24 protein-coding genes and 1 tRNA gene are annotated in these 26,173 nt (G+C 33.1%); 15 read left to right on the top strand and 10 right to left on the bottom strand.

The features are described 5' to 3' along the window. Positions 1 to 53: 53 nt before the first annotated feature. The 4 genes from B8967_RS16445 to B8967_RS16460 all read right to left on the bottom strand — a co-directional run bounded on the left by B8967_RS16445 (position 54) and on the right by B8967_RS16460 (position 5,193). Positions 54 to 1,745, bottom strand: a complete 1,692-nt coding sequence (locus B8967_RS16445; RefSeq protein WP_143330535.1) for a HEPN domain-containing protein — start codon at positions 1,743 to 1,745, stop codon at positions 54 to 56. Between the two features lie 2 nt (positions 1,746 to 1,747). Beyond that, positions 1,748 to 2,356: a hypothetical protein gene (locus tag B8967_RS16450; protein WP_084086780.1), complete on the bottom strand. Its 609-nt coding sequence runs from the start codon at positions 2,354 to 2,356 to the stop codon at positions 1,748 to 1,750. Next, positions 2,346 to 3,074, bottom strand: a complete 729-nt coding sequence (locus tag B8967_RS16455; protein ID WP_084086781.1) for a hypothetical protein — start codon at positions 3,072 to 3,074, stop codon at positions 2,346 to 2,348. Before B8967_RS16455 ends, B8967_RS16450 begins: the two co-directional genes overlap by 11 nt. Positions 3,075 to 3,420: 346 nt before the next feature. Next, on the bottom strand, positions 3,421 to 5,193 hold the full coding sequence (locus B8967_RS16460) for a helix-turn-helix domain-containing protein (protein WP_179140075.1): 1,773 nt from the start codon (positions 5,191 to 5,193) through the stop codon (positions 3,421 to 3,423). Positions 5,194 to 5,389: 196 nt separating this feature from the next. Here B8967_RS16460 and B8967_RS16465 point away from each other — a divergent pair, with 196 nt between their 5' ends. From B8967_RS16465 to B8967_RS16500, 6 genes are all read left to right on the top strand, one after another. Next, positions 5,390 to 5,587, top strand: a complete 198-nt coding sequence (locus B8967_RS16465; protein WP_084086783.1) for a hypothetical protein — start codon at positions 5,390 to 5,392, stop codon at positions 5,585 to 5,587. A 6-nt stretch (positions 5,588 to 5,593) separates the two neighbouring features. Beyond that, positions 5,594 to 7,795 (top strand): prolyl oligopeptidase family serine peptidase, encoded by a 2,202-nt coding sequence (locus B8967_RS16470; RefSeq protein WP_084086784.1) that lies wholly within the window; start codon positions 5,594 to 5,596, stop codon positions 7,793 to 7,795. Continuing rightward, positions 7,796 to 10,039, top strand: coding sequence for a lantibiotic dehydratase family protein (locus B8967_RS16475; RefSeq protein ID WP_084086785.1), 2,244 nt, complete (start codon positions 7,796 to 7,798; stop codon positions 10,037 to 10,039). Between the two features lie 43 nt (positions 10,040 to 10,082). Further along, the gene (locus tag B8967_RS16480; protein WP_084086786.1) at positions 10,083 to 10,931 is read left to right on the top strand and encodes a thiopeptide-type bacteriocin biosynthesis protein; all 849 of its coding nucleotides are present in this window, start codon (positions 10,083 to 10,085) and stop codon (positions 10,929 to 10,931) included. A gap of 1,165 nt (positions 10,932 to 12,096) precedes the next feature. Continuing rightward, entirely contained in the window at positions 12,097 to 12,345 is a 249-nt protein-coding gene (locus B8967_RS16495) for a hypothetical protein (RefSeq protein ID WP_143330536.1), read from the top strand. Positions 12,346 to 12,402: 57 nt separating this feature from the next. Further along, a complete protein-coding gene (locus B8967_RS16500; RefSeq protein WP_084086790.1) occupies positions 12,403 to 12,558 on the top strand; it encodes a YodC family protein in 156 nt (51 codons plus the stop codon). 13 nt (positions 12,559 to 12,571) lie between these two features. On the opposite strand, the gene B8967_RS16505 is transcribed toward B8967_RS16500, so the two are convergent. Further along, positions 12,572 to 13,438 carry a putative phage abortive infection protein gene (locus B8967_RS16505; protein WP_084086791.1) on the bottom strand — a complete coding sequence of 289 codons (867 nt, stop codon included), beginning with the start codon at positions 13,436 to 13,438 and terminating at the stop codon, positions 12,572 to 12,574. 518 nt (positions 13,439 to 13,956) lie between these two features. After that, positions 13,957 to 14,832, bottom strand: a complete 876-nt coding sequence (locus B8967_RS16515) for an Abi family protein (RefSeq protein WP_084086793.1) — start codon at positions 14,830 to 14,832, stop codon at positions 13,957 to 13,959. Positions 14,833 to 15,350: 518 nt separating this feature from the next. Between B8967_RS16515 and B8967_RS16525 the strand changes: the two genes are divergently transcribed. Continuing rightward, positions 15,351 to 15,779, top strand: coding sequence for a hypothetical protein (locus B8967_RS16525; protein ID WP_084086795.1), 429 nt, complete (start codon positions 15,351 to 15,353; stop codon positions 15,777 to 15,779). 6 nt (positions 15,780 to 15,785) lie between these two features. Here B8967_RS16525 and B8967_RS16530 read toward each other — a convergent pair whose 3' ends face one another. Then, on the bottom strand, positions 15,786 to 15,980 hold the full coding sequence (locus tag B8967_RS16530; protein ID WP_179140076.1) for a hypothetical protein: 195 nt from the start codon (positions 15,978 to 15,980) through the stop codon (positions 15,786 to 15,788). Positions 15,981 to 16,196: 216 nt separating this feature from the next. Between B8967_RS16530 and B8967_RS16535 the strand changes: the two genes are divergently transcribed. Beyond that, positions 16,197 to 16,739: a hypothetical protein gene (locus B8967_RS16535; RefSeq protein ID WP_084086796.1), complete on the top strand. Its 543-nt coding sequence runs from the start codon at positions 16,197 to 16,199 to the stop codon at positions 16,737 to 16,739. A gap of 22 nt (positions 16,740 to 16,761) precedes the next feature. Here B8967_RS16535 and B8967_RS16540 read toward each other — a convergent pair whose 3' ends face one another. The 3 genes from B8967_RS16540 to mce all read right to left on the bottom strand — a co-directional run bounded on the left by B8967_RS16540 (position 16,762) and on the right by mce (position 18,645). Continuing rightward, positions 16,762 to 18,006: a tyrosine-type recombinase/integrase gene (locus B8967_RS16540; RefSeq protein WP_084086797.1), complete on the bottom strand. Its 1,245-nt coding sequence runs from the start codon at positions 18,004 to 18,006 to the stop codon at positions 16,762 to 16,764. Between the two features lie 104 nt (positions 18,007 to 18,110). Further along, a tRNA-Ile gene (locus B8967_RS16545) sits at positions 18,111 to 18,184 on the bottom strand. 62 nt (positions 18,185 to 18,246) lie between these two features. After that, on the bottom strand, positions 18,247 to 18,645 hold the full coding sequence (gene mce, locus B8967_RS16550; protein WP_084086798.1) for a methylmalonyl-CoA epimerase: 399 nt from the start codon (positions 18,643 to 18,645) through the stop codon (positions 18,247 to 18,249). A gap of 94 nt (positions 18,646 to 18,739) precedes the next feature. Between mce and rbfA the strand changes: the two genes are divergently transcribed. From rbfA to B8967_RS22555, 7 genes are all read left to right on the top strand, one after another. Further along, complete coding sequence (gene rbfA, locus B8967_RS16555; RefSeq protein WP_027373534.1) at positions 18,740 to 19,099, top strand: 30S ribosome-binding factor RbfA; 360 nt, start codon at positions 18,740 to 18,742, stop codon at positions 19,097 to 19,099. Positions 19,100 to 19,102: 3 nt separating this feature from the next. Then, positions 19,103 to 20,308: an ABC transporter permease gene (locus B8967_RS16560; protein ID WP_084086799.1), complete on the top strand. Its 1,206-nt coding sequence runs from the start codon at positions 19,103 to 19,105 to the stop codon at positions 20,306 to 20,308. An 80-nt stretch (positions 20,309 to 20,388) separates the two neighbouring features. Then, positions 20,389 to 22,167 (top strand): endonuclease, encoded by a 1,779-nt coding sequence (locus tag B8967_RS16565; protein WP_084086800.1) that lies wholly within the window; start codon positions 20,389 to 20,391, stop codon positions 22,165 to 22,167. A gap of 61 nt (positions 22,168 to 22,228) precedes the next feature. Further along, on the top strand, positions 22,229 to 22,966 hold the full coding sequence (locus B8967_RS16570; RefSeq protein ID WP_047494395.1) for a shikimate dehydrogenase family protein: 738 nt from the start codon (positions 22,229 to 22,231) through the stop codon (positions 22,964 to 22,966). A gap of 77 nt (positions 22,967 to 23,043) precedes the next feature. Then, complete coding sequence (locus B8967_RS16575; RefSeq protein WP_084086801.1) at positions 23,044 to 24,846, top strand: DUF349 domain-containing protein; 1,803 nt, start codon at positions 23,044 to 23,046, stop codon at positions 24,844 to 24,846. A 64-nt stretch (positions 24,847 to 24,910) separates the two neighbouring features. Continuing rightward, positions 24,911 to 25,936, top strand: coding sequence for a bifunctional diaminohydroxyphosphoribosylaminopyrimidine deaminase/5-amino-6-(5-phosphoribosylamino)uracil reductase RibD (ribD, locus tag B8967_RS16580; protein ID WP_084086802.1), 1,026 nt, complete (start codon positions 24,911 to 24,913; stop codon positions 25,934 to 25,936). Between the two features lie 61 nt (positions 25,937 to 25,997). Further along, a complete protein-coding gene (locus B8967_RS22555) occupies positions 25,998 to 26,162 on the top strand; it encodes a bacteriocin-like protein (RefSeq protein ID WP_179140077.1) in 165 nt (54 codons plus the stop codon). The last annotated feature ends 11 nt before the right edge of the window (positions 26,163 to 26,173 follow it).

Here is a 26,173-nt window from a genome sequence, read left to right on the forward strand (position 1 = left end):
CGATATTATCTCGAACATTATTTTTCCACACCTATAATTGAAAATAGGATTATTTAAGATTTTGTCAGTTTTAATTGGATCTGAAATTCATTAACCATTTTATCAAATACAATTTCCAATGAGCCTATCTGAAGATTCGAGGTATTTTTTATGATAATCAATGGATTTTTACGATCATCAACAGTAGAAGTATATTTTAGATCTTCATTATGGTCAATCTCCTTAATTATGTTCTGCAGGTACTTCTTCACTACACTTATATCAGCATCCGAATAGAGCGTAATTTTAAAAATAGATTTTGCAGGATACACCAGCATTTCGAAGGGCCTTCCCCTCAAAAACACACCATAAGAAATATAATCCTGATCTGCATACTGAAAGCCTATACCATTGATAAAGTCTTCCGGCTCTCCATTCTCAATTCTGTCATGAATCACTGCAAGATTGGCTATCAGGTCTTCAACAGACTGGTCACATTTGTAGCAGTCTGTTACTTCATTTTCCTTCCTGTCGACATAATATTCTTTAGAATTTTTAGTATTCAATAGTGCAGTATAATACAAAGAACCTATCTGTCCGGGAAAAACAATCTGATTCTGAAATTCCTCTTTTACCTCCTGAAATATTTCTATCATACCTATGTCCAATGATTCTGATATAAGCTTTGTTTCTCCCGGTTTTAATCTTACCATCGAGTTTACCGCACCAAAAATTATAAAACTCACATAGTCTTTAGGCTTAGATTTAAATAAGACTGAATAATTAACTAAAATGGAATCTTTTGTATTGGAATTGGTTATACTCGTTTTATAATTAACTTTATGATTCTTAACATCTTCAGAAGACTCAATAAGTTTAAAATGGATATATTTATTAAGTTCTTTGGAAAAATTTAAAATTTTACGGGCAGTCCAAAAACTCCAACTATCATAAAAATAATCCAATTTTTTTGATTCTACATAGGCAAAATCGATATCGTTTCGCAATTTAGAAATGACCTGATCATAGGATTCTTTTTCTATATCAGAAAGAGGTCCATGGTTTTTTAAATAAGTAACTAATCGGTTAATATAAGCTGCCTTCATTCCCATTTCAATGGCAATTGTCCTTTGGTAGGAATTAGCACCCCTTGCCAGATAATTTCCATTTTCCCCTAATGAAAAAAAAAGTTTCAGTGCATTTATTTCATTATTTTTTAACTGCTGATCAAAATTTATGTCTTTTTCAGTGAATTCAGATATACTGTCAAATCCATTTATTGAAACTTTTCTCACAATATTGAAAAAAATTTCAATATCCTTATAATTGTTTACATCCATAGCATTGTAACCCGCCACTAGATCGGCCTGGGTCTCATCTACTAAGAGCTGTTCCTTAGAAACAAGCGAAGAGTATCGTTTAAAGGTTTCTTTTCCCCATTTAAAATACTGTTTTGCATGCATTTTTTCATGAGCAATAATCAGACGTATTAGAAATCTTTTGTCAACATGATCGAAATTTTTAATTTTTTCCAGAATTTCATTTTTGTTGATAATAACTCCATAATCGTAATCATATTGAATGCCGCTGATATCACTTATCCAGATATCTGTTTTGTACAGCGTTTCGTTCAGTTTAGCATTTTCCTGAAATACCAACATTTCAAAATCATCTTTTACGTTGGGTTTTCTAATTTTACCGGGGTCTATCTGTCCGAACACAAAATTCTCACAGAATAGTAAAAAAAGAATACAGAAAAGTTTCATGGCTATTCATTTTTCATATTTTTACATTTAAGGGCTTGCAATCCGCATATTAAGGCAATACTTGCAAGGGAAATCAAAATGCAATATCCAATATTTAAAACCTGCATATTCTTTTTAATTTCCTTTTCAGGCCATATTTTATATAACTGAGTGACATCAGTAATATTTTCACAACTCTTAATAATCTCAAGATCCGGGATATCAGGATTCTTTTTTCTGATCGATTCGGCACAACCTCTTATCGCAACAGCAAATTGATCCCCTTTTACAAATCTGGAAGCCTCTACCCCATCTGAAGAAAAGATGACTGTCTTTTTTTCTATCAGATGATTATAATAAAAGAAACTCCCGATAAAAAGAATACCGAATACAATAAACATTATAAACCAGTTTCGGGCAAATATCCCTTTTGAGTAGGTATACCCCAGAAATAAAAAAATGATTGAAATAAAGATCAGAATGAAGTTGTAGATATTTCCACCGGCAAACAACTCAGTTTCTCCCTGATAATTAAATATACCAGGTTTTAAAACAAAAAGTCCAATGATCTGGAGTAATACTGCCGCAAACTGGACAATATTTTCTAATGTAGTTTTAAATTCAGTTGTCATAAATCAGGTATTTTTTGTCCAGTACAATAGGAAGTATACAAATATCATTGGCCGATCTCCCGGCCGTCAGAATAAATTCTTTGCGGTATTTCTTTTCTTCAAAAAATATTTCAATGATATTCTTTCCATACGAACCACTTAATGACAATTCTCTAACATCATCACAGGGAAAAGAATTAAACTCTGTTTCACTAAGCTTTCTATTTTGGAATCCCACTTTCGTATATTTCAAAACAGCACATTTCAACGTATCTATTTTATTATTTTCTGATTTTAAAACAATAAATTTAACTTTACGGGAAATCGCACATTTAGGACATGGTTCCAAACCTTTTATGCTCTTTAACGAATCTAAATTGGCATTGTAGATCTCAAAATCATTTACCGTGCCTTTAATATATCCGGAAACATATGCCTTGTTAATATAATTAGCTTTCAGCATTGATAATTCTTTTGTTTCTTCAGCCATGATCCGTTTTCTTTCTACCGTATCTTTAATCTGAGAAATGAATTCGTATTCGTTTTGCTTTAAAGCAATTACATTCTTTAGATCATAATTCGAAATGGTATTGTCTTTTAGGATATCTGATTTCTTTCCAATAAGAAAGCCTATATGATCATAATACATTTTCTTTAGCTGCTTATTGGATATAGTGTCGGTTTGGGCAAGGCTGGGAAGAGAAACTCCCAACATGATCATTATTATAAGAGTTTTCATCGGTTTTATTTTAGTTTTTAGTTTTTTCAAAAGTGATTCTGTAATCACAACATGATACTCTAATTTACACTTTTTTGTATATATAAAACAATAACCCTTTGATTTTTAATGAAATAATTTCATAGAAAGAAACAGAAAACTGCCCTATTGGTTGGATGCTTACATAAAAAGCAAATAACAAAGCACTCACATTATTCTGTAAGTGCTTATTTCTTTGGGTTAGTTCTTCAATATATATTCCCCGGAAAAGTGTACTCTGTAAACTCTAGACCGTGGTCTACTGTATTTATAGGAAATATTGCATAGCCGTACAATTGAACAAGTACATGCCAGTTACATCCATACCTTATAATACTTCCGGATTATCGTTCGCTGCGCTTACTGTCTTTTCAATTTCCTTCAAGTAGATGGAAAGAGGAGTTCCCGTTCTTTTTTTGAAAGCCAGTGTGAAAGCCTGCTCATTATTGTATCCTAATTCTTCTGCAATAAAAGGTATTTTATAAGACCGGAATCTTCTATCCCTCGCCAATCTGCTGATCGCATAGTCAATACGAAGATCATTGAGATAAGCTGCAAAGTTTTTCCCTTTATGGGTATTGATTACTTCTGACAAATATTTAGAATTTGTTTTTACTTTTTTCGCCAGAGTTCCCAATGTAATTCCCCTGTTTAAAAACTGTTCTTTATTTTCAAAAGCATCAAGCTCCTTCAAAATACTTTGCGTTATATCTTCCGAAATCGTTTTCGTTGCTTTATCTTCTGTGTTTTCTATATTTTGAGGTAAGACAATATCCGGTACTACTTCTTCTTTTTGTATTTCAACCTCTGGTTCCTTCTTATTTTCATTAACAGACTGAATTAAGTCCTGAGCAATTTTTCGGTATTTTTTTTCAGCGTTTTTATATTTAAAATAAAAATTTATAAACAATAAAAGAACTATTAGTAAGGCTCCCAGCACTATATAAAGGAATATCTTTCGTTGTTTGAGCTCTTTGGTAATGCTCTCTTTTTCCTGTAACAGATTAGGAGTGTCATACCTTCTCGGTAACTCTCTCGATATATACCTGAAACGGGTATCCAATACTTTATCGATATCTAAAAATCTTTCAACATAATAAAGCTGTTTTTCTTTATCTTTTTTCTCTTTATAGTAATCAATAAGGTAAGTATATACTTCTCTGAGCTCAGGAAAAACATAATTTGTTTTGAGCACCATAGAATCTATTTTAGCAAAATTCTCTATGGCTTTATCACTTTCCTGTAATCCCGCATAAGCCTTTCCTAAATTTAAAAGAGTATAATTTTGATTTCTTTTGCTTGGATAACTTGCCGTGAAAAAGAAGTTTTTACACTTCTGTAAATTTTCAATAGCTACATTATATTTTTTTAATTTTAAATTATAATAGCCCAATAATCCCAAATTCTGATGGTAAGCATATACGTTTTTGCTTTTCTTAGCAGCCAGTAATCCATCCTGGATCAATATATATGCAGAATCCATTTTATTGATTTCTATATAAGCATCTGCTAAATTTAGTTTAAGAATAGTATGCTCACTCTCATTCATATAATCAGCATTATACAAATAATATCTAAGAGTTTTAGCTGTTTCGGCATGCTTTCCAATATAATTCTTCAAATAGGCAATACTGATCTCAGCCATCGCAATCTGTCTTTTATATCCCTTCTCTTTCGCATACTTCAGACCCAGTACATAATTATTCAATGCGGCCTGAAGATTGTCAGATTTAAAATATAAATTCCCTCTTAATAAATAGGTCCGGGCGGGATAATAAATTTCTTTGGAATTTTTGGTAATAGTCTGTAAACTGTCCAGATACTTTAATGCATTGGGTAAAGATTCATCAACGTGGAGCATGACATACGCCTCCGCAATCTGAACTTCATCTTTTTCTTCTTTCGCTTTTTGGAGATAGTATTTTGCGATATCTCTTTTACTTTTTACATCTTCAGGTTTAGTTTCATAGAATTTTTTCTCCAATTCCTGATAGGTATACTCTTTTAAAACACTCTTCTGAATATTTTCTACATTACGTTTCTGTGCATACAATAGATTACACACTACACTTAACAATAAAAGCAGCTTTATTTTCAACATCTGCATCTCATTTTTTACAAAAATATTATTTAAAAACGAGAGTCTTATAAAAATTTAAAAAATTCATCATAAAACACTACATATCAGTTAATTAAAATAAGCATAAAAATTATAAATTCATGAATTTATGCATACTTTTTCCCAAGATAGAGAAAAAATAGCTTTATTTGTAAACAGCTACTTAAAACATTTTAAAATGAAAAATAAGAACGAAACAAAAAAGAAACTATCTTTAAAAAAATTACAGATGGCAAAAATTGACAATCTCAACAAGGTACACGGCGGCGGTGGCGGCGGCAAGCACATGCAATACATTGATGGTTGTGTAAATGGCGATGATGGAAGCATCATTGATGATAGCCTGGGGATACCACCACCTGTTCTTACTAAATAATTTCTTATGCAGTATAAAATATTTCTCACTTCTATTCTTTTAACAGCATCTTTCAAAGCACAATTAAGTAATCTGGCTCCTTCTGTTCCTGCTACGGATCATTATTTTGGCACCAAAATAATAGATGAATACAGGAATTTAGAAAATTTACAGGATCCTAAAGTAATTAACTGGATGAAGTCCCAGTCGGATTTCACGGCTTCAGTATTAAGCTCTATTCCTAATAGAAATTATTATTTAAATAAAAGGTTAGAGTTTGATAAGAGAGAAGGATATTCCTTATATGATTTAAAAGTAACTGAAAATGATAAATATTTTTATTTAAAAAGAAATGTTGGAGAAAAAACCGCTAAGGTTTATTACAGAAATGGATTTAACGGGAAAGAAAATTTACTTTACGACCCTGCCAATTTTGTATCCTCCAAGAAAACAACAGATACTCCCAAAACCGGCAATTTTATAATCAATCTTGTAAGTCCCAGTGGGGATGGAAGTAAAGTGGCCATTTCTTTAACCCAGGGAGGGAAAGAATTATCTGAAGTTATTGTGATGGATGTGGATAAAAAAAGTATTTATCCACAAACCATCATTAATACCAATCCTGCCTCTATCGGAGGTATAAAATGGCTTGATGACAACAGTGGTTTTTTCTATACCTATTATCCGGTTGTAGATCTGCAGGCTAAAGAGTTCAGGAAAAACACCCGCGCTATGCTTTATAGAATAGGAGAAGATCCTAAAAAGCTTAATGATGTTTTTTCAAGTACCCATAATCCTGATCTGAAAATAAGCAACACAGATTATCCTGCCATTCTGGCTTTCAACCCTGAAGATCAACACTACATCGGAATATTGGTAGATGCGGAGAACTTCAGAAAAACTTTTTTTATTGAAAAGAAAGAACTATTAGAGGGGAAAAATAACTGGAAACCTTTGTATGATAAGGAAAGCAAAGCGTTTTCCATAAGGTTGTCAGGAAATGACATTTATTTTTTATCAGGATATAACTCATCCAATTATAAGTTATGCAAAACCAATATGACCACCAGAGATTTTAAAAATCCTGAAATACTGGTTCCTGAAAAAAAAGATGAAGTTATAAAGCAATACACCATAACAAAAGACGGGATCTATTATGTGACTGCCAAAAACGGTGTGGAAGCTAAATTATATTTATATCAAAACGGGAAAGATATTCCCATCAAACTACCTTATGTTTCCGGCAGCATAGATTTACAATCAAAAGGAAAGAACTTTTCTGATATATGGATCAGTTGTTCGGGATGGGCCAATGAAGAAGAGCGTTTTAGATATACTTTATCTACCAACACTTTCACCCAGGAAAATCTTGTCCCAAACATTGATTTCCCGGAATTTAAAGATATTACTGTAGAAGAAGTTTCTATACAATCTTACGATGGAACAGAAGTTCCTTTATCCTTAATTTATAATAAAAACACTAAGAAAAACGGTAAAAATCCAGTACTTATGGATTGCTATGGGGCCTTTGGAGAATCTTCAATACCATTTTTCGCTAAGAGTTATCTACTATGGGTCAACCAGGGAGGTATTGTGGCTATTCCCCATGTAAGAGGAGGTGGAGAAAAAGGAGCACAATGGCATACTGACGGACAGAAAGATAAAAAACCTAATACCTGGAAGGATCTAATTGCCAGTGCAGAATATCTTATTGATCAGAAGTTCACGTCACCGGAAAAAATCGCGATCTGGGGAGCCAGTGCGGGAGGTATTGCAATAGGAAGAGCAATGACCGAAAGGCCAGAGCTATTCAAGGCTGCAATTATAGAATCCGGGGTATTAAATACAATCCGTTTCGAGAACAATGGGATTCAGGCAACCAGCATCAAAGAATATGGAAATCCGAGTGATCCGGCTGAGTTTAAAGGATTATTAGAAATGGACTCTTATGAACATATTAAAAAGGGGAAAAAATATCCTGCTGTTTTACTTTGTGCCGGAATTAATGATCCAAGAGTTTCACCGTGGCAATCTACAAAATTCGCATCGAAACTATTAGCGAGCAGTACTTCAAAAAGACCTGTTTTATTGAATATCGATTATGAAGGTGGCCATGGGGCAAATATTCCGGTAGCCCAACGGTATTCTAATCTGTCAGATATCTTTGCATTTGCATTCTGGCAATTGGGACATCCCGATTACCAGCCTCAAAAAGATAATAAGAAATAGATGTCTCGTTTTCCTTACCATTTTTTTGATGAGTATGTTTTTCGTACTCCCCTGTTTTCACGGAAGCAATTCCATGAAATGACAGGTAATGATGAAATTCAAAAAACGGCACTGAAGTCCATATATGCAGATCCTGTTTTTCAGGAAGCTATTTATTTGGCATCTCCTTATCTCCACAAAAAACTGAATGACTGGCTCAATCTCAGTCTCCATGGATCGAAGAAAGAAAATCAGAAACTGGAAAACAGTTTTCTAAAATATTACAGCCGTATGAGCACCCGGTCTATTCCTTTTGGTTTGTTTACTGAAGTGGGAGTAGGAAAATTTGGGACAGCTCCAAATCCATTTTTCGGGAAAGAGAAATTTACCCATGAGCATCTTGTGAGGGAAACTCAACTGGATATGCACTTTCTGGTTGGTCTATCCAATCATTTGGTAAAAACTCCTGAGATAAGAAATAAATTATTATTTTATCCTAATAACAGTATTTATACGGTCAGGAATAGAATCCGCTACGTTGAATACCAATATACCCAAGGGCAAAGAGAATATATCATCTCATCAGCTCCGCTTTCTGAAGAATTACAAAACATCTTAGATTTTTCAAAAAAAGGGAAAACCATACAGCAGCTTTCAGCTCTCCTGATTGATGAAGAGATCACCCGGGAAGAAGCTACCGAATTCATCAATGAATTAATAGACAATCAAGTTCTCGTAAGTGAACTGGAACCTAATGTATCCGGAAAAGACTTCTTAGATATTATCATCGAATCTTTACAAAAAACAGGAATCAGCAATGAATCTGAAATCCTGACTTCTATAAAAACCAAACTGGACACCATAGATACCACTATTGGAAATCCTGTTTCTTTATATGCTGAAATTGAGGATTTAATTACATTATTCAATACAGAATATGATCAGAAATACCTGTTTCAAACTGATCTTTATTTCAAAGAAAAATTCATTTTACCTCCGTACTGGAAAAAAGAATTAAAAGAAGCGGTAAGCTTTTTAAATAAAATTACACTTCCTCAAAAGGATAACCACCTGGAGAGGTTTAAAAAAGCATTTCACGAAAGGTTTGAAAAGCAGGAAATGCCACTGGCTTATGTATTGGATACAGAAATAGGAATTGGCTACAGACAAGATATTCCTACCAAAGGGCTGCATCCTTATATTGAAACCCTGGATTATTCATCATCTCATCATCAATCAACCCTAAGAATTGAACTGGATCCTATCCAGCAAATTCTCAATGAAAAAGTGCAGGAAGCCTTAATCGACAATCAGTACAAAATAAAGCTGTATGAAAAGGATTTTGAAGAATTTGAGGAAAACTGGAATGATCTGCCGGATACTATTTCTTTTGTCTCGGAAATTATCTCTGAAAATAATGAGGAAAAGCTTTCTCTAAGCAGCGGAGGCGGAGGCAGTGCAGCCAATATTCTGGCAAGATTTTGTTCTGAGAAATCTGAGGTCCAAAATTTAACAAAATGCATTGCACAAAAAGAACAGGAACTTAATACCGGTTATATTTCGGCGGAAATTATCCATCTTCCTGAAGCAAGAATAGGAAATGTTATCAGAAGACCTACGCTGCGCACTTATGAGATCCCTTTTCTGGCACAATCCATTCTGCCGGAAGAAAATCAGATAAGTATTGATGATTTATACATTTCCCTAAAAAATAATAGAATTGTTTTACGTTCTAAAAAACTGGACAAAGAGATTAAACCTTACCTGACCAACTCACATAATTATTCCGCCAATCCGTTGCCGGTGTATCATTTCTTATGTGATCTTAATCGTCAAAATATCAGACCGTTCATTAATTTTAACTGGCGAGATTTACAAAACATCTATCAGTTTTTACCAAGAGTGGAATATAAAAATTTAATTCTTTCAAAAGCCTGGTGGAAAATTACAGAAAAAGAGCTTACTCAGTTTTCAATATTGAGCAGCTATGAAGCAGGGAATAAAGAACAGTTATTATCCGGTATACAATCCTGGAGAAATAAAAGACAAATCCCATCGTGGATTCAGTGGGTCCAGTTTGATAATAAACTCACTATTAATCTGGATAACTATGATCTGGTGAACGTTTTTATTGATACCGTAAAAAAGTTAAAATCAATCGTCATTGAGGAGTTCCTGTATAACGAAAATACTGACTTTATGCACCAGTTTATTTTTTCAATGTATAGAGAGGTTGAGGGGCAAGAACCAAGAGTTAAGAGTTAAGAGTTAAGAGTTAAGAGCAAAGGTAAAATATGCAAGATAAGGGATGATGGTAAAAAGAAAGTTTGTTCCGGGAAGTGAATGGCTGTATTTTAAAATATATACAGGAATAAAGACTGCAGACATTATTTTGGAGGAGTCTATTGAACCGCTAGTGGCCTACTTCAAAGAAAATAATTTAATTTCACAATGGTTTTTTATCCGTTATAGTGATCCAAATCCTCATCTCAGGCTTAGGTTTAAGCTTACGCAAACAGAAAACTATACTGACGTTCTCCAAAAGGTCAATACTCCCCTCACTGAATATACGAACAGTGGAGAAATTTCAAATATCCTTATCGACATTTATAACCGGGAAATTGAAAGATATGGCAGCAATACGATAGAAGAAGCCGAAACCTTATTCTGGAACAACAGTGAGTTTACATTACAATGCCTGCATTATACCGATGAGGAGAAACTCATGATCAGTCTTTTTTATATTGATGAACTCCTAAATCAGCTCAATCTTCCGATTCAGGAAAAACTGAACTGGATAAAAGATTTCAATGAAGTATTTAAAAAGGAATTTAATGCCGATAAAAAACTTAACAGTCAGCTGGATAAGAAATATCGGGAATTTAATCCCCAATTATTAGATTTTATCCAATCTGAAGAATTTTCTGAGGAAAGAAATACCATAATTTCCACCATCAATGAAAGTGCTTCTGTATTACAAACGATCCTCAACCATCATGAAAATGAGTCTTCAGAATCCTCACCACAAACATTCTTTCAAAGTATTTTTCATATGAATATCAACAGGATGTTTATCTCCAACCAACGCCTCTTTGAAATGATTGTTTATGATTATTTATTCAGATATTATAAAACGGTTGCGTTCCAGGCTTTGTAGGAGAACTGATTTGTAGTTTGACTCATGCCCCTTTTCAATACCTCCCTGAACTTTTAAACATGGGATGTAGTATATCTTCTTTTCTCTTTTTTTTAGTTGATATTGTAATCACTGTTTTTGATTTTTGAATTGATAAAGCATAAGGTTCATGAGGAGACATAGTACACCAGCTATCACCTTGATTGTATTACTGCCTGCGAAATTTTTCTTTCTATTCTTACTGGTGGAGCGGGTACTTCCCTGCTGAGAACTCGTGGGGTTGATTTAATAACAGTTGATGAGCTTTACGAAGCTATAGAGTATTATAAGCCTGTAGAATTAACAAATGATTGGTTAGATAAATTGGGGTTTGAAAAATGCTCAAATAGTTGGTATAAATACCTAAGACTTACAGACTCACTCTATATACTTATTGATCGAGAAAACAATACATGGATAACACAATATCCGTCTATCGATCATTATGCTATTCAAATCACCTCGCTTGAATATGTGCATCAATTGCAGAATCTACATTTCTTTATGGTTAATAATGAACTTGATTTCTCCCGATGAATAAACATAACATTATAACTAATGAATTAATGAAGCGGAATTTCTTTATTTCAAAAGCTGATCGTGAAAAGATAATTGCTATGGGGCAGAAAGCAATGGATGAATACAAAAAAGTATTACCAATACTAAATGTGATTGGTTGTTATTATATTAAACGCAATACAAAACTTCTGGACAAATTAACTATCCAATATTATATTATAAATTTGAATTGATTATGGAAGCAAAAGAATTGAGAATAGGGAACTTAATTAAATTCCCATTTAATGAAAAACCAATTATAGTAAGTTGATCCGTTATTAAATATTGCTTTGATGACGATAAATTGTATGATCCTATTCCTTTAACTGATGAATGGCTGCTGAAATTTGGATTCTCAGTAAATAATGAAATTTCTTTTAGGAAAGATAATTTACTTATTTACCTAGGCCAATTCAATAAGAATATTATTTACATGTCTAATGAATCTGGCGATGATATAGAGATTGGCATTGTAAATTACGTCCACCAGCTCCAAAACCTTTTCTTCGCACTTAAAGGAAAAGAGTTAATTTTTAAAAACTAATGTATGGTGCAAATAGACTACGAAAAACACGCAGAATTATTCTTTATGAATATTGATATTGAATCAGCAAACTGCAACGAAACAAACCTTTATGATTCAGCATTAGAATATGTTGTAAAAGAAAGTGATTTTAAAGAGAAAGATCCGGTTGAAGTAGGATCTCTTCTTTCTGTATTACAAGATAAAGGATTCATACAATTTAAAGGAACAATAAAATTTCCAAATAAACCTGGAATTTTAAAGTATTTAATTACAAAAAAGGGAGAATACTATATTACGGATAACCGTAAATAACCATTAAATAAATGAGTTACATTTGTATTTATTTTTATTAACCATAAATCAATAAACATGATTAAAAAAGGAGATGTTGTAAAATTAAAATCAGGAGGACCTAAAATGACAGTAAAAGGACAGGGCGGTCCTTATTGGGTTTGTTCTTGGTTTGATGATCTAGAACTTAAAGAAGGAGTGTTTTCTGCCGAACAGCTCGAAATATTAAATTAAAACAAAGCCCCAATTAAGGGGCTGTTTTGTTAGTAGTTAAATAATGAAAAACCATTTTAAAATTATCATTATACAAATAGTCTTCGTTAAGATGTTCAATTAAGTTATATTTTATTACGAGTTTAACAAACTCTTTGTTAGCATATCCACTCATGCATTCATAAAATATAATATTCAATTCCTCGTTGGATAAGTGTGACTTAATTATTTCACTGTAAAGGCTTTTCTCTAAAACTTCAGAATTATCAATCAATCGTAGTAGAGAATAAAGACTTAAAAAATAAGGATTTAAAACATTTTTAAACCTTTTATTTGTTGCATTATATATATTAATCCATGTGTTAATATCAAGTGTTGCATATTCATTATTAATTTCATTTTCGTAATTATCTAGCCTCGTATGATCTATTCCCAATATAATTTTTAATTCCTCTCTTAAATTATTTAAGTGCTGATTATTAATGTAATTGAAAACATCTTTTCCTCTTATTTCATTTGAATAATTAAATGCAGACATATCATTTAATCTATTGTGAAATAAATTAAGCAGTTGAAAGAATGTATTTTCGAACTGTTGCAATTTCATTGTAAAGTTTTGTGTAACAAATTCATCACGTGTTTGCTTCATTTCATTTCGAGTCAATTCTAATTCATTACGCTGAAGTTTTAGTTCTTGTCGTTGAAGAAGTATTGCTATAATAACACCCACAAATGAAAGTCCGGTAAATAATGCGTTGGATGCTCCAAACATATCACCAAATAAACCCTGTCTTTCAATTCCTAATTTTACTGCATACTTGTAGTTAAAGTATAATGTAATACCCATAAAAATAACAGAGCTAATTCCAAAAATCCAAAATACCCAATTACCATTTTTCATTTATTGTTAGTTTTTAGCAAATGTAACAAAAAGCCCTCTCAAAGAGAAGGCTAGTATCTAGTTAATTTTAGTTAAGAATATACAGTCTTTGGTAATTTTATACCGTAATCTATAACTCAAGGATTCACCTTTAACCATCTCCATGAAATCTTCCCTATCTATAGCAAATTTTTCATTAATTTCTTCATAAGAAATTCCCCTACACTCACTTTGGTTGATTACTTTTAAAATGTAATCAAATACTATCTGCTTCATTTTATTTCTAGAGCTATAGTGCTCATTATCTCTAATATAATGAATTTATTATACTTATGAAAGCATGCAATAAAATAGTTTAGGAAAATATCACAAATATATTTTTAATTGTAAATTCTACAACATAATTCACATTAAAAACAAAAAACCTAGCACATAATATGTACTAGGTCCAAATTTGTATTTATTTTAAAGTGCTCGGCATATAACTCTAATGTATAGCGGGGCACTATGTTTCTTTTGCAAATATAATCACAAATATTTTACAACGCAAATTTAATTTCATTTTTTATAATTTCAGCAAGCTTACTATTTTTAGAAGCTTCATCCATTAAATCTTTAATTTTCGTTGTTAGTTCAATCTCCCTACTTTTAGATATTTTCTCTAGAATAAAAAGAACTAGCAAAAATGATGAATTCAAACAAGTAGCATCTCTATTTTTAAAAGCATATTTTTGCCCTTTCATTTTAAAAATACCTGTTGGTTGATTAAAGTCATAAAGAGTTCCATTATGTGAACAAATATTTCTCAACTTTATAAGGGCTTCCAAATAGTTCTCCAAGTATTTGTAATCTGATAATCCATACACTTTTGCAATATCGTTTTTCAAATTTACATCACGTAAATTTTGGTAAAACATAAAAACTGAACCAAAAGTCAAGAATTCAAAAGTTTTCCAAGCTGGAGCAGGAATAGAGGGATCATATAAGTGATGATTTTTAAGAGTTGGAATATCAATCATCATATTTTGATACTTACTATCAAATTTACGAAACATCCAACTTTTCACATATTTTCTATTTCTATACCATTTATTGTTACGGCTGTATTTATTCGAAGCTAAATAAACCAATTGAGTTCTAAAATGGACTTCAATGCGATATAAATATTTAGATAATAAATATTTCAAATCGAAATCAAAATAATAAAGCTTTACTATATCTTCAAATTCAATTCCCGGTTTAAAATCATGTGTCTTTTTTTTAGGATTTAATTGATAATAATGCCAATAAAATCCAAGACGATAATATCCTATATCAAGAAGAGTCTCTTCTGCTTTAGGTTCATCTTTAATAATTAATCCTCTTGATTTTAAAATATTTATTTGGTCAACTACAGTTGTAGCTACATTTCCCATGTTTAATAATATTGATTAATAGTTTACTTAGTATATTTAATAAATTCTGATCTAAATCTAACCTCAGGAGTGTTTTCTACGATCTCTTTCCAGTAAGCAATGTTTTTAGATTCATATTCTGACTGGCCTGAATGCGCTCACGGCTCACGGAGTACAATAAGAGTGTTCGCCACGTTGTCTGATAATATTTTATGATACTGGACTTGGTCCAATAACTTAACATGGAATTCACAAAGACTTTCATACTGTCTTTTAGTGTAAGAATACGAATGGAAATGATAACAGATAAATGGGAATTCATCATGAATTTCACCAGTCAGATTACAATGTTCAACCATTTCAAGTAACTGATCAGGCAAAGGACTGAAATTGCAAAATTCCGTTAATTCATCATATAGTTTTCGTTCTTGGCTGGAGATCATCCAGTAAAGTTACGGAAAAGTATGAAAAAAATTATTGATTATATTTTGAGTTTACTTTGTACCTTAGTATAAACTAACAGCCTAAAAACCAGCATCATGAAAACTATTATAATTTTCAGTTTCCTGTTTATTCCTTTCAGCTTTAAAGCCCAAATAGAAATAATAGACAACTATGACGCTATGGAAGTTTTCCAGGAAGCCGATATTACGAAAGATCTATTCTATTCTTGGATAAAAAACGGGGAATATTATTACATGAATTTTCCAATTTCCGTCACAGGGCTACAAAATTTAAAAGACAAAGCGGAATACATAGCACAATTATCAAATATGGATGATTATACTTGGGATAAAAGCGTGGTTTCGGATCACTATAGAAACGAAGAAAATCCATATACTATTTTTCAAGCAATCAGAAATGGAACAATAATTATTAATGTTGGTTATATCATAGGTGATAAAGAAATGATCTGCTTAGGCAATAGTTCTTCATTCAAACTATATATTAGAAACAGAACTGATTAACTAGCACTAAATAAATCTCTTATTATCCACCATAAAAGATGGTTTAGTTTTCCATCCGTCCATTTTATCTCTGTTTTGTTCCATGTAAGATTTGAATTGTTCCGGAACATCGGAAACGTAGTTTTCTGAGCTTGATGGTGGCAGGTTATTTCCTTTATTTATTTCGTCAATAATTTCTTTGTCCGTTTTTCGGATATTCACTCCTTAATTCATGAAGGCACCAACTGCAGACGCAACAGCGCGATTAATTACGGGTTACTAACTATAGATAACAAGCCAGATAAATCCAAAGATGTTTTCTTAAGGAAAGGACGTGGCAAGACATAAAAGATAAGACAAATGAAAGAATTAAATTAATAATTTCTGATCTTAAATCATCAATGAACAAACCACACGAATCAAGTAAAGATTGGTAAAATGAAAATATTAATTTTAATACTTTTGGGTTTTGCAAATTTATTTAAAAGTCAGACGATAGAAGAATTCAATAAAATATCTTTAGGAATTGATTCTTCTTTTACTGACTTTGAATTAAAGATTGGTAAATCAAGTGTAGATAGAGAAACAAACTTTGGTTTAGAAAAGAGAGTTTACGACTATAATACTTTTAATTTGATTGTCTATGAAAAAGATGACTCTGCAGGAATAGATGAAATAGTATTTTTATCAAAGAAACAGTTTGAAAATAAAGAATCATGGTATAATATATGTAAGGTTTTAAACGTTGACCCTAGTTTTGTTAAAATTGATTCCATGATTAGCAGCCCCGAAGATGGCATTTATAAAACCAATTTAAAGTTTGAAACAATTGTTTCTTTATTAAGAGAAGCTAATGATTTATCTGACTACATGTATTATATAGTATTCAAAAAAGGTATTCTCTATTATGAAATGAATATGATAAATACATCTCTACTACTTAGGATTAGCAAAAACTTTGAATCTCCTCATAAAAAATAAAAGCCCCAACCGGGGCTTTTATTTATGTGATAATTAAGTTTTTTAGATCGTTATTTTTCCGTCCAGTCCTGCCTGTTGTATAAATACTTGTAGTGTCGTCTGAGTCGTGATTCGCCATTCTTTGAGCTACGTTTTGAAGCTCTTGAATATTTAGCACCCTGCTAGAATTTATTTCATCGAGAATATCCAGAAATAAGTGTTTTAAAGTATAAAAATCTGCTGTCACTTTCAAAATATTCCCCTCATCATCTTTTATATCATTGGTATCTTTTACATGTCTTTTCCAGCGTCGCGAAATCTGTTTTGGGCTTATAGACTTCTCTCCAGGTACTAATCCTTCTGAAAATAGATAATCATCATCGTCTTGACATTCTGATAAAACTTCTTTCCAAAAAGGAATTGAAGAACGAATAATTACTTTTTTAACCCAGGTATATTGTTTCTTTTTCTTTATCAATACTTTATATTCCTGTTTTTTTATATCAACATGCTTTTTTTGGACACTCATTAATTCAGTTGATCTACCTGCTGCATAAAAAAATATTTGAGCATATTGATAGAATGTATAATGCTTATCCTGAAGAAATTTTAAAACAAACCGCAAGTCTTCTTTTGTAATTACTTCTCTTATTTTAATTTCCTCTACTTTTCGCGTAATACTGTTCACTGGATTATCAGTTGCACACCCATATTGTGTAAGCTCTTTAAACAATGCCATTAAATAACTTATAGAGTGATTATAAACACTATTCGTCAACTCAAGTCCATCAAGAATAGTTTTAATATGCCATGTTTTAATGTCACTAATTAATAGCTTGTCAAATTCTAATTCATATTTTATCTTTTCAATATGATCAATGCACCTATTAACCTCTTTTGCATGATTTGGCGACCAATCCGATTTTAATTTTTTATGAGCGCTCCTGAGAGCTTCAACAAATGGTATATATGGGTGAATCTTAACAACTCGTTCAGTCATATAAGTTTCAGTAATAGGATTATACTTTTTATTATCAAGTAAATCCTCCATCTCTTCAACATATATTTTAGCAGTTAATTTTAGAATGTCCAAATTACTGCTTGAAAACCTTCTACGATATGGAAATCCATTTGGATATTTATCCTTGTGTTTTGGGTCATGAAATCGACACTCGATGAACCATTTGGTCTTGAAGTTTGATTTTGTAAATTCTAAGTATTCCTTTGGGGAAATGAAAATTTCGGTTCTAGAACAACCGTTTGTAAGTTTGATAAGTTTTTTTCTCATAGTAGATTAATGTTGACGTTCATATTGACATCAGGCTTATCTACCATTATTGAAGCTTTAAATAAAACTCGGAAAACCTAGTGTGGCAAAGGCTTTCCGAGTAGTGGTCCCACCTGGGCTCGAACCAGGGACCACCTGATTATGAGTCAGGTGCTCTAACCAACTGAGCTATAGGACCTCAAAACTTGGTTAAATTTTGTGTTTGCAAAAATAGTAAAAATTCTTTCACTACAAAATTTTTTATTGCTTTTCTTGACAAAGTTCTACCAGCACGCCGTTTGTAGACTTTGGATGGAGGAATACAACTAATTTGTTATCAGCACCTTCTTTCGGTTCTTCAGAGATAAACTGAAATCCTTCTTTTTTTAATCTTTTTACTTCTTCCAGGATATTTTCAACACCAAATGCCAGGTGATGGATGCCTTCGCCCTTTTTTTCGAGGAATTTTGAGATGGGACTTTCAGGATTACTGGCTTCCAGCAGCTCAATTTTACTTTCTCCTGTTTCGTAGAAAGAAGTAACGACACCCTCCCTTTCCACAGTTTCTTTTTTATAGGATTCCTTTCCTAATAGTTTAGTAAAAAGCTCGTCAGAGATTCCTAAAGATTTTACGGCAATACCGATATGTTCTAGCTTCATAAATACAAATAAAATATAATTAAATCGTAAATTTGATACTGTAGCTGAATTTGAAAGTATCAATTCAAACAAAAGTACTAAATTTGCATAAATTATGGAAAGTAACAGACAAAGAAAAGTAGCACAGATTATTCAGGAAGACTTCGCAGAGCTTTTCCGCAAACAGGCTTCAGAAAGCAAGCAAAGTATATTGGTATCCGTATCAGATGTAAAGGTAACTGCTGACTTAGGAATTGCTAAAATTTATTTAAGCATTTTCCCTCAGGAATTCCGTACTGCAGTAATGAAGGAGATTGAAGAAAATAAACCTCAATACAGAAACTTCATTGGCCAGAAAATGGCAAAACAGGTACGTATCATTCCACAGCTTAACTTTTATCTGGACACCGCTCTTGATGATGTTGAAAAATTGGAAAGAGAATTAAGAGGCGAAGGCGACAATCCTGTTTTATAGATCTTGAAGAATATTGCATTTTACATAGCATCCAGATACCTTTTGGCTAAAAAAGGAAGTACTGCCGTTACGTTTATTACGTGGCTTTCGGCAGGGGCTATGACGGTTGCGGTAACTGCAATGTTCGTCATTATTTCTGTTTTTTCGGGCCTTGAAGACCTGAATAAAGATCTTATTTCCAATCTCCATGCTGATCTCACCTTAAAAAGTGTTTCAGGAAAGACTATTAAAAACCTTGATAAGGTTAATAAGACATTAAGCAGTAATAAGGAAATCAGCAGCTTTTCCCGTGTTATTGAAGAAAAAATATACATCAGTTTCAATGGAAAAGGCGATATCGCTTACTTAAGAGGGGTTGATTCCGCTTATGTAAAAGTTAATCCGATCAATAAAGATGTTTTCTACGGAACTTATCCTAGTTTCAAGTATTCCAATGAGGTATTAATGGAAAACAGTTTGGACAACAGGCTTTCCATTCCGGTAGATTCATCCAATCATTATGCAACGGTATTTATGCCGAAGCCGGGAACGGGGATCATCAATAAGGAAGAAGATATTTATAATAAAAAAGACATTCTGGTAACGGGAGTTTTTCCTGGAAAAGATCAACTGGACAATTATATTATTTCTCCTATTGAACTTACTGAGGAACTGCTTAGCCTGCCTAAAAAATCTGCGTACCAAATTGTTATTAAGCTAAAAAATCCGGAAAATGCAGATGCCGTAAAGCAAAATCTTCTTTCTGCTCTCGGAAAAAGTATTGAAATAAAAACCAAAGAAGAAGAAAATGCAGCCTTCTGGAAGATGATCAACACGGAAAAAATGTTCATCTATTTAATTTTCGCACTGGTTATTTTCATTACCACCTTTAATCTTGCAGGGGCCATTATTATCCTGCAGCTTGATAAAAAAGAACAGGCAAAATCATTAATATCACTGGGCTTTCCTTTAAGCCATTTAAGAAGAACTTATTTCTACACTGGAATTCTCATTGTCCTTTCAGGGGTCTTCACCGGATTGATCGTTGGAACAGCACTTTGCTATTTCCAGCTTTATACAGAATTCTTCAGAGCCAATGAAGTACTTCCTTTCCCGGTGAAAATTGTAGGAAAGAATTATTTCATCGTAGCACTTACCGCTTCCCTCTTTGGAATTGCTATTTCGTGGTTTTTCTCAAAAATCAGCAAAGAGTATATTACTAAAAATTAATATATTAAGTCTACAAATTTAATAACACCAATCTTTTCGGATTTCATTTTTTCATACCTTTACGCCCCAATTTAAAAAAAATGAAACGAATTCTATCTTTTTTTCTGTTAAGCCTGGTATTCATCAGCGCTCTAGCACAACCACCTGCCAATTATTACAATGCAGCGGCAGGTTTAACAGGGCCAGCTCTTAAAACAGCACTCAAAAATATTATCGAAAACGGCCACGTAGACCATGGATATGGAGGGCTATGGACAGCTTATCTTACTACAGATAGAGATTATTTCTATGAAAATGACGGAACTATTCTGGATATCTACTCCGAAAGACCTAATGCCGCAGATCCATACAATTATACACCGGTTACCAATCAATGTGGTACTTATTCCGTAGAAGGAAATTGTTACAACAGAGAACATATTATCCCTCAAAGCTTATTTAATGAAGCTTCACCCATGGTAGCGGATGTTCATTTTATCCGTGCTACCGACGGAAAGGTAAATGGTATGAGATCAAATTACCCATTTGGAAAAGTAGGAAACTCCGTTTCATTCCTTTCTCAAAATGGATCTAAATTAGGAACTTCAGTTTCTCAAGGCTATTCGGGAATAGTATTCGAACCTATTGATGCCTTCAAAGGAGATGTAGCCAGAATGATTTTATATTTTATCACAAGATATGAGGCTAAACTTCAGAACTTTTCTTCGGGTGGCATGCTTGGGAATACAGCTTTTCCAGGTTTACAGCCTTGGGCATTGACTCAATACCTTGCATGGAATGCTATGGATCCGGTATCCGCTGAAGAAACGGCACGAAATAATGCATCATATGCATATCAGGGAAATAGAAATCCTTTTATTGACAATCCTGCCTATGCCGATTTAATTTGGGGAACTCCTGTTGCAGATACGGAAGCCCCTACCACTCCTACTAACTTAGCAGCAAGCAATCCAACATCCAATACAGTCGCTTTAAACTGGACAGCCTCAACAGACAATATCGGAGTAATCGGTTACGATATTTACGCCAATGGAGTTCTTAAAACAACTGTATCCGGCACCTCTACAACTGTTACAGGATTGTCTCCGCTTACAGCATACAATTTCTATGTAGTTGCTAAAGATGCTTTTGGAAATACTTCTCCACAAAGTAATATTGCTTCTGCCACTACTCTTGATGGCCCTGTAGGTACCGGAGGTTGTGGAACTGAAGATTTCAACAGCATTACGGGAACAGATAATAGTTATACAACAAGAACATGGACTAACAATAGTATCAGTTGGACTTCAACTAATACCAAAATAGATGAAAAAATTAATACCTCAAGAGCTATTACCATTAGAAGTGGAGAACTTACAAGTACTACAATTGCGGGAGGTATCCAAGCCTTAACATTAACAACCCAAAGAAAATTCTCAGGTTCAAACGGTAACTTAAACGTTCTTGTTAATGGAAATAACGTGGGTACTATTCCATTTAGTGATGTAGAAACCACAACAACTATTAATGTAAATATAAGTGGAGATGTGATCATCAAAATTGTAAATCCAAGCTCCAACAGAGCAACTATGGATGACTTAAGCTGGACATGCTTCAATACTTTGGCAACTTCTGAAATCAAAAAAGACAAGTCAGAATTCACCATCTACCCTAACCCGGTAAGAAATAACGAATTATTTGTAAAAGGAGAAAATCTTACTAAAATTTCAAAAGTTGAAATTTATGATCTTTCAGGAAAACTGATTGAAACGATTGTAAGTCCTTTCAAAAATTCAAATAAGATCAATCTTAAAGGATTGATAAAAGGAAATTACATTCTGAAAACAGATCATTTTACCACAAAATTCATAGTAGAATAAATATTAAAAATATTTCAAATCAAAGGCTGGATTTATCCGGTCTTTTTTTTATTTTTGATCAATGGATTCCAATAAAAAATTAGGATTGATAGGACGGAATATTTCCTATTCTTTTTCTAAAAAATTCTTCGAAAACAAGTTCCAAAAGCTTATGCTTAAAGGCTTTACTTACGACATATTTGATCTGAACGAAATTGATGAAGTAGAACATCTTTTTTCTTCTCCTGAACTTTTAGGATTCAACGTTACGATTCCTTACAAAGAAAAAATCATCGATTATCTGGATGAACTCAGTGATGAAGCCGAGAAAATTGGAGCAGTAAACTGTGTTCTTATTCGGGACGGAAAAAAGACAGGTTACAATACCGATGCTTTTGGTTTCGAAAAAACCCTTTTCCTACATAAGCAACCTACCCAGGATAAAGCTTTAATTTTAGGAAACGGAGGGGCTGCCAAAGCTGTCAAATACATCCTTGATAAAAACAATATTCCTTCCAAAATAATCTCCCGAAATACAGAAATTAATTTTGAAAACCTGGATCAGGAAACGGTTAAGGAACACAAAATTATCATTCAATGCACTCCTGTAGGTACATTTCCCAATGTTGAAGACTGCCTGAGCTTTCCATTTGATGCAATCTCTTCGGATCACCTGGTAATCGATTTAATATATAATCCGAATTATACGAAGTTTATTATCAATGCCGCAGAAAAAGGAGCAAAAACAGTCAACGGTTATTATATGCTTGAACAACAAGCAGAAAAAGCCTGGGAAATTTGGAATTTTCAAAAAAAATAACATAAATTAGTGCTTTAATTGGCTTTATAGCTATATTCAAAGGATATTATTAACGCCACTCACATAAAAGATTTGCTATGACTACAGAAAACAATCTTTCTGAAAACGAAGAAAAGAAAAGTCCGAACGAAGTATCTCAGGAAACATCAGAAAATAAAGATTCTCATGATGTAATTCCCCATGAGGATGATGCTGAGCACCTGGAGGACCATGATGCTGTTGAAATTTCCCTGACAGACGCTCTGAAGGAAATGGAAAAAATCATCAACACTCCCAATGCCGGTGAAAACTTCAAAAGATTCAATCTGCTGAAGGAAAAAGCAAGTCATTACATTCATGATGAAGTGGAAGATAAAAAACATGAATACACAGAAGGTGGAAATCCCTCTGAAAATTTCAGTTACGAACACCCTTCACAAGCTAAATTCTCTGCTTTAGTCAATATTTTCAGAGAAAAGCATGATGATTTCCAAAAAGGACAGGAAGAAGAGCAGAAGAAAAATCTGGAACACCGTCAGAATATTATTGAAAGACTTAAAAATCTCTATACCAATTCTGAACCGGGAGTTAATCTTTTCAAATCCATCCGCGAGATCAAGGAAGAATGGACGAAGGCAGGCCAGGTTGCAAAATCTGAGTTTAAAATCCTTAACAACAATTATTTCCACCATTTAAACCAGTTTTATCAAATGCTGGATCTTAATAAGGAATTTTTGGAGCAGGAATACAGCCATAATTTAGAAAAGAGACAACACATCATTGCCCGTGCTCAGGAGCTTGAAAATGAACCTGTCATTCAGAAAGCTTTAAATGAGCTGCAGTATCTTCATAAGCTTTGGAAAGAAGAAGCAGAACCTGTAGCAGAAGAATTCCGTGAAAAAACATGGGAAGAATTCAAAGAAATCTCCAATAAAATTCACGAAAGAAAATCTGAACTTTCCGCAGTGATCGAACAGGAACAAAATGTTAATCTTGAAAAGAAAAATCAGATTATTGCTGAAATCAAGAAACTGTCTGAACCTGCTGAAACCCCTAATCACAACTATTGGCAAAACTCTATCAAAAGAGTGGAAGATCTTCGTTCTGATTTCTTAAAAACAGGAAGTGTTCCAAGGAAACTTTCCAACCAGAACTGGAATGATTTCAAAACCATACTGAGAGGTTTCAATACAACAAAAAACAACTATTATAAGTCTTTAAAAGGTTCTCAACAGGCTAATCTTGAAGAAAAATTAAAACTGATACAGACCGCCAAAGACAATATGAATAATGAGGAATGGGATATTGTAGTTCCATTATTCAAAAAACTTCAGGAAGACTGGAAAAAAGTAGGCCATGTTCCTAAAAGCATGACCAATAAGATCTGGGATGAATTCCGTGATGCATGTAATGCTTTCTTTAATAATTACAGAGAAAAAAGCAATACTTCTACAGACAACTGGAAGGAAAATTATAAAAATAAAAAAGCTCTTCTTGATGAACTGAAAATGGTGACTGATGAAGACGGAAGTATTGAGAAAATAGAGCAGATCAAAACGTCATGGAATAATATCGGAAAAGTACCGAGAGATAAAATTTCAATCAACTCTGAATTCAACAAGACCTTAAGAGAGAAATTAAAAATCAATAAGATCAATGAGCTTGAGTTGAAAGAAGAAGGATTATCTGAAAACCAGCTTACCGACAAAGCAAGAAAGATCAAAAATCAGATTTCAGATCTTGAAGGAGAAATCGTTAAACTGGAAAACAACCTTGCCTTCTTTACTAAGCCATCAAGAGAGAACCCTCTTTTAAGAGATACGTACAATACGATTGATGAAAAGAAAGCTCATCTGGAAACATTAAAACAAAATCTCCACAACATCATTACAGGAGATTAAATTCTAATACAATACATAAAGGCGGAGCAAAGTAATTTGTCTTCGCCTTTTCTTTTCTACACCTATGAATAAAGACGAACTTTATATTAAGAGATGCATTGAACTGGCACAAAAAGCACTGGGTAAAACCTATCCTAACCCCTTGGTGGGAAGTGTCATTGTTCACAATGGTGAAATTATTGGTGAAGGCTACCATCATAAAGCAGGAGAAAACCATGCTGAGATCAATGCAATCAATGCGGTTAAAAATAAAGACCTTATTCCGGAATCTACCATTTATGTTTCCCTGGAACCTTGTGCCCATTACGGAAAAACACCTCCCTGTGCTTTAAAGATTAAAGAATTGGGCTTTAAAAAGGTAGTTATCGGTGCTATGGATTCCCATGATAAAGTCAACGGAAAAGGAAAGAAGATTATTCAGGATGCCGGCATCGAAGCCGTTTCAGGAATTCTGGAAAAAGAATGCATTGACCTGAATAAAAGATTTTTCACATATCATGAAAAGAAAAGACCCTACATTATTTTAAAATGGGCAGAATCGGGTGATGGTTTTCTGGATAAAGACTTCAAACCGACTGCTGTTTCAAATTCTTTAGTGAATCAGTTTGTCCATCAGCTGAGAGCTGATGAACATGCCATCCTGGTAGGAACCCAAACAGCATTAAATGACAACCCCAGCCTTACGGTAAGGAATACAGAAGGTATAAATCCTGTAAGAATATTAATTGATTTTGATCTGAAAGTTCCGGATACCTTCAAAATTTACAATAAGGAAGCCAGAACATTGGTTTTAAATTCTATTAAAGAAGGAACTGAAGAGCATATTCAATTCATCAGAATTGAAAAAGAGAATTTCCTACAGGAACTCATGGAGAAACTCTACAAAGAACAGATCCAATCTGTTATTATAGAAGGAGGGCGTTTTACTTTACAACAGTTCATTGATGCCAATCTTTGGGATGAATCCATTGTGATTAAAAATGAGAATTTGAAATTAGAAAACGGGACTAAGGCACCGATCTTTAATCATACAGCCACTAGAATTGAGAATTATAGAGATAATACAATTTCTTTTTTTGAATTAAAATAAAGTATTTTATCACGTAGAAATGAAATAATTCCTTATATTAGTTTCTACAAATAAATATTATATGAAAAATTTAAAGAAAATCTCAAGACAGAGTTTGAAAAAACTAGCGGGAGGTAACGCACCTGAATGTTGCTCTTATTATCCGCCTTCATTACAACATTGTTGCCCTACTCCTTCCAGCATGAGTTGTCCACCACCATGGCTTGACGGATCTTTCCCATGCTAGAATACGGAAAC

The sequence above is a fragment of the Chryseobacterium sp. YR221 genome (assembly GCF_900176315.1).
In the GTDB taxonomy this organism is placed as follows: domain Bacteria; phylum Bacteroidota; class Bacteroidia; order Flavobacteriales; family Weeksellaceae; genus Chryseobacterium; species Chryseobacterium rhizosphaerae.

What these genes read in the sequence shown, in the direction of transcription:
- B8967_RS16445 (WP_143330535.1), bottom strand. Translation starts at nt 1,745, where the DNA reads ATGAAACTTTTCTGTATTCTTTTTTTACTATTCTGTGAGAATTTTGTG.
- B8967_RS16450 (WP_084086780.1), bottom strand. Translation starts at nt 2,356, where the DNA reads ATGACAACTGAATTTAAAACTACATTAGAAAATATTGTCCAGTTTGCG.
- B8967_RS16455 (WP_084086781.1), bottom strand. Translation starts at nt 3,074, where the DNA reads ATGAAAACTCTTATAATAATGATCATGTTGGGAGTTTCTCTTCCCAGC.
- B8967_RS16460 (WP_179140075.1), bottom strand. Translation starts at nt 5,193, where the DNA reads ATGTTGAAAATAAAGCTGCTTTTATTGTTAAGTGTAGTGTGTAATCTA.
- B8967_RS16465 (WP_084086783.1), top strand. Translation starts at nt 5,390, where the DNA reads ATGAAAAATAAGAACGAAACAAAAAAGAAACTATCTTTAAAAAAATTA.
- B8967_RS16470 (WP_084086784.1), top strand. Translation starts at nt 5,594, where the DNA reads ATGCAGTATAAAATATTTCTCACTTCTATTCTTTTAACAGCATCTTTC.
- B8967_RS16475 (WP_084086785.1), top strand. Translation starts at nt 7,796, where the DNA reads ATGTCTCGTTTTCCTTACCATTTTTTTGATGAGTATGTTTTTCGTACT.
- B8967_RS16480 (WP_084086786.1), top strand. Translation starts at nt 10,083, where the DNA reads ATGATGGTAAAAAGAAAGTTTGTTCCGGGAAGTGAATGGCTGTATTTT.
- B8967_RS16495 (WP_143330536.1), top strand. Translation starts at nt 12,097, where the DNA reads ATGAATATTGATATTGAATCAGCAAACTGCAACGAAACAAACCTTTAT.
- B8967_RS16500 (WP_084086790.1), top strand. Translation starts at nt 12,403, where the DNA reads ATGATTAAAAAAGGAGATGTTGTAAAATTAAAATCAGGAGGACCTAAA.
- B8967_RS16505 (WP_084086791.1), bottom strand. Translation starts at nt 13,438, where the DNA reads ATGAAAAATGGTAATTGGGTATTTTGGATTTTTGGAATTAGCTCTGTT.
- B8967_RS16515 (WP_084086793.1), bottom strand. Translation starts at nt 14,832, where the DNA reads ATGGGAAATGTAGCTACAACTGTAGTTGACCAAATAAATATTTTAAAA.
- B8967_RS16525 (WP_084086795.1), top strand. Translation starts at nt 15,351, where the DNA reads ATGAAAACTATTATAATTTTCAGTTTCCTGTTTATTCCTTTCAGCTTT.
- B8967_RS16535 (WP_084086796.1), top strand. Translation starts at nt 16,197, where the DNA reads ATGAAAATATTAATTTTAATACTTTTGGGTTTTGCAAATTTATTTAAA.
- B8967_RS16540 (WP_084086797.1), bottom strand. Translation starts at nt 18,006, where the DNA reads ATGAGAAAAAAACTTATCAAACTTACAAACGGTTGTTCTAGAACCGAA.
- mce (WP_084086798.1), bottom strand. Translation starts at nt 18,645, where the DNA reads ATGAAGCTAGAACATATCGGTATTGCCGTAAAATCTTTAGGAATCTCT.
- rbfA (WP_027373534.1), top strand. Translation starts at nt 18,740, where the DNA reads ATGGAAAGTAACAGACAAAGAAAAGTAGCACAGATTATTCAGGAAGAC.
- B8967_RS16565 (WP_084086800.1), top strand. Translation starts at nt 20,389, where the DNA reads ATGAAACGAATTCTATCTTTTTTTCTGTTAAGCCTGGTATTCATCAGC.
- B8967_RS16570 (WP_047494395.1), top strand. Translation starts at nt 22,229, where the DNA reads ATGGATTCCAATAAAAAATTAGGATTGATAGGACGGAATATTTCCTAT.
- B8967_RS16575 (WP_084086801.1), top strand. Translation starts at nt 23,044, where the DNA reads ATGACTACAGAAAACAATCTTTCTGAAAACGAAGAAAAGAAAAGTCCG.
- ribD (WP_084086802.1), top strand. Translation starts at nt 24,911, where the DNA reads ATGAATAAAGACGAACTTTATATTAAGAGATGCATTGAACTGGCACAA.
- B8967_RS22555 (WP_179140077.1), top strand. Translation starts at nt 25,998, where the DNA reads ATGAAAAATTTAAAGAAAATCTCAAGACAGAGTTTGAAAAAACTAGCG.